Genomic DNA, 2114 nt, shown 5'->3' with positions numbered 1-2114 from the left:
AGGAGAGACAAATGAAAAAGCTCATTCTCGCGTCCGTTTCCGCTCTGGCCTTGCTTGGCGTCGCCGCCTGCAGTGACAGCGGTACGGACAATACCACCACCCAGAGCACCAATCCGCCGGCCGCCGAGGAACCGATGAAGCCGGCTACTCCGGAAGCCACGCCGCCGGCCGCGACGCCTCCGGCAACGGATAATTCTACCACGAAGAGCATCACACCCGAGAAGCCTGCCGAGCCGGCTCCGGCAACACCAGCTCCTGCGCCCGCGCAGTAGTGAGCAAGCAGTACTTCGTGTGATGAATGAGAAAGGCCGGCTCGCGCTGGCCTTTTTCATATTGTCCGAGCGCCGTGGCGTTCGAGTCCGATCGATTTGTCGCGCAAAGCCTGCGGCACTGTCCCGGCTTGATAGGAGCGGGCGGTGGCTCTAAGAAGCAGGCCATGTCCATTTGGGATCGCCTCGGCGAATTCATCACCCGCGTTTCATCCTCAGCCTCGTCGGGTGTCGCCGACGTGGTCGAGGCCGTGCGCACGGTTTTCGCCGGCGATGCGGATTTGCGCCGGCGTGTCGCCTTTTCGGTGGCGATGATCGCGCTGTCGGCCAAGATGGCCAAGGCCGATGGTATCGTCACCCAGGACGAGGTGCGCGCCTTCCAGGAAATATTCGAAGTGCCGCCGAAGGAGACGCGCAATGTGGCGCGTCTGTTCGATCTCGCCCAGCGCGACGTGGCCGGTTTCGAGACCTATGCAGAGCGGATGGCGCAGATGTGCGGTTCCGGGCATTCCAATTGTGTGATGCTGGAAGACATACTCGACGGTCTGTTCCACATCGCCAAGGCCGACGGGCTGGTGCACGAGCGCGAAGGCCACTTCCTGCACCGCATCGCCGAGATTTTCCGCATCGACGAAGCGCATTACGAGACCATCATGGCGCGACATGTCAACCTGGGCGCCGGGGATCCTTATGTCGTGCTTGGCATCGAGCGCGGCAAGCCGTTCGAAGAGGTCAGGAAGCGCTATCGCAAGCTGGTTTCCGACAATCATCCGGACCGGCTGATCGCGCGCGGCCTGCCTCAGGAATTCATCAAGATCGCGACCACCAGGGTGGCGGCGATCAACGTTGCCTACGAGATGATCGAGCGGGGCCTGCGCCACGCATGAGCGGCTTTCTGCCCGACGAGCCACGTGCCGAAGTCAGGGTATCGCCGAATTTCGGCCCGCGGCGCGAGACGCCCAGGCCTGACATGATCGTGCTGCACTACACCGGTATGGCGACCGGCGCCGGGGCCGAGGCCTGGCTTTGCGACCCGGCCAGCGAGGTCTCGTCACATTATCTCGTCCACGAGAATGGCCATATCGTGCAGATGGTCAGGGAAAGCGACCGCGCTTGGCATGCCGGCAAGAGTTCGTGGTTCGGACGGGCCGACATCAATTCCTGTTCGGTCGGCATCGAGATCGTCAATCCAGGGCATTCGCTGGGCTATCCCGGTTTTCCCCGGCGGCAGATCGATGCGGTGATCGCGCTGTGCCGTGGGATCGCCGGTCGGCATTCGATCGCCGCCGAGCGGGTACTCGCGCATTCTGATGTTGCGCCGGGGCGCAAGATCGATCCCGGCGAGAAGTTTCCGTGGCGGACGCTGTTCGAGGCCGGTGTTGGCCATCTCGTGGCGGCCGCGCCCGTCAGGCGAGGCGCCACTCTGACAACCGGCGATACCGGCGGCGACGTCGAAGCGTTGCAGTCGATGCTGGCCCTCTACGGCTATGGCGTTGAAATATCGGGCATTTTCGACCGGCAGACGGAGGCGGTGGTCGAGGCCTTCCAGCGTCATTTCCGGCCGCGCAAGGTGGACGGCGTTGCCGACGGCTCGACGCTGCGGACGCTGCAAAGGCTGCTTGCTTCCATGAGGCGCTGACCCCCGGGAGAGCCTCTCCCAAGCAATTCTTTCCAATCCTTAAGTTACAAGCTGTCACTCAAAGTGACTTGCCTGGCCTTGTTTGACACCAATTCGGGCGTCAAACGGCTGACGTGTAGATGTCGGACCCCAAGCCCCCCGGGTTGTTCCGACGTTGGTTAGGCGTTGCTGCGTGAACATCTTCGCGCGGTTCAGACAGAACAGGA

The 2114-nt window shown here is 62.7% G+C and carries 3 protein-coding genes; all 3 read left to right on the top strand.

All coding sequences use genetic code 11. The features are described 5' to 3' along the window. Positions 1–11 precede the first annotated feature (11 nt). The 3 genes from EN893_RS40070 (at position 12) to EN893_RS20275 (ending at position 1908) form a co-directional block, all read left to right on the top strand. Positions 12–272 carry a hypothetical protein gene (locus EN893_RS40070; protein WP_081734943.1) on the top strand — a complete coding sequence of 87 codons (261 nt, stop codon included), beginning with the start codon at positions 12–14 and terminating at the stop codon, positions 270–272. Between the two features lie 164 nt (positions 273–436). After that, positions 437–1156, top strand: coding sequence for a DnaJ family molecular chaperone (locus EN893_RS20280; protein ID WP_127268668.1), 720 nt, complete (start codon positions 437–439; stop codon positions 1154–1156). Further along, positions 1153–1908 (top strand): N-acetylmuramoyl-L-alanine amidase, encoded by a 756-nt coding sequence (locus tag EN893_RS20275; RefSeq protein WP_127268667.1) that lies wholly within the window; start codon positions 1153–1155, stop codon positions 1906–1908. Before EN893_RS20280 ends, EN893_RS20275 begins: the two co-directional genes overlap by 4 nt. Positions 1909–2114: the final 206 nt, after the last annotated feature.

Source organism: Mesorhizobium sp. M7A.F.Ca.CA.004.04.2.1 (assembly GCF_004022825.1).
Lineage (GTDB): Bacteria > Pseudomonadota > Alphaproteobacteria > Rhizobiales > Rhizobiaceae > Mesorhizobium.
This window is presented reverse-complemented; position numbering and strand designations above follow the sequence as displayed.

What these genes read in the sequence shown, in the direction of transcription:
- EN893_RS40070 (WP_081734943.1), top strand. Translation starts at nt 12, where the DNA reads ATGAAAAAGCTCATTCTCGCGTCCGTTTCCGCTCTGGCCTTGCTTGGC.
- EN893_RS20275 (WP_127268667.1), top strand. Translation starts at nt 1,153, where the DNA reads ATGAGCGGCTTTCTGCCCGACGAGCCACGTGCCGAAGTCAGGGTATCG.
- EN893_RS20280 (WP_127268668.1), top strand. Translation starts at nt 437, where the DNA reads ATGTCCATTTGGGATCGCCTCGGCGAATTCATCACCCGCGTTTCATCC.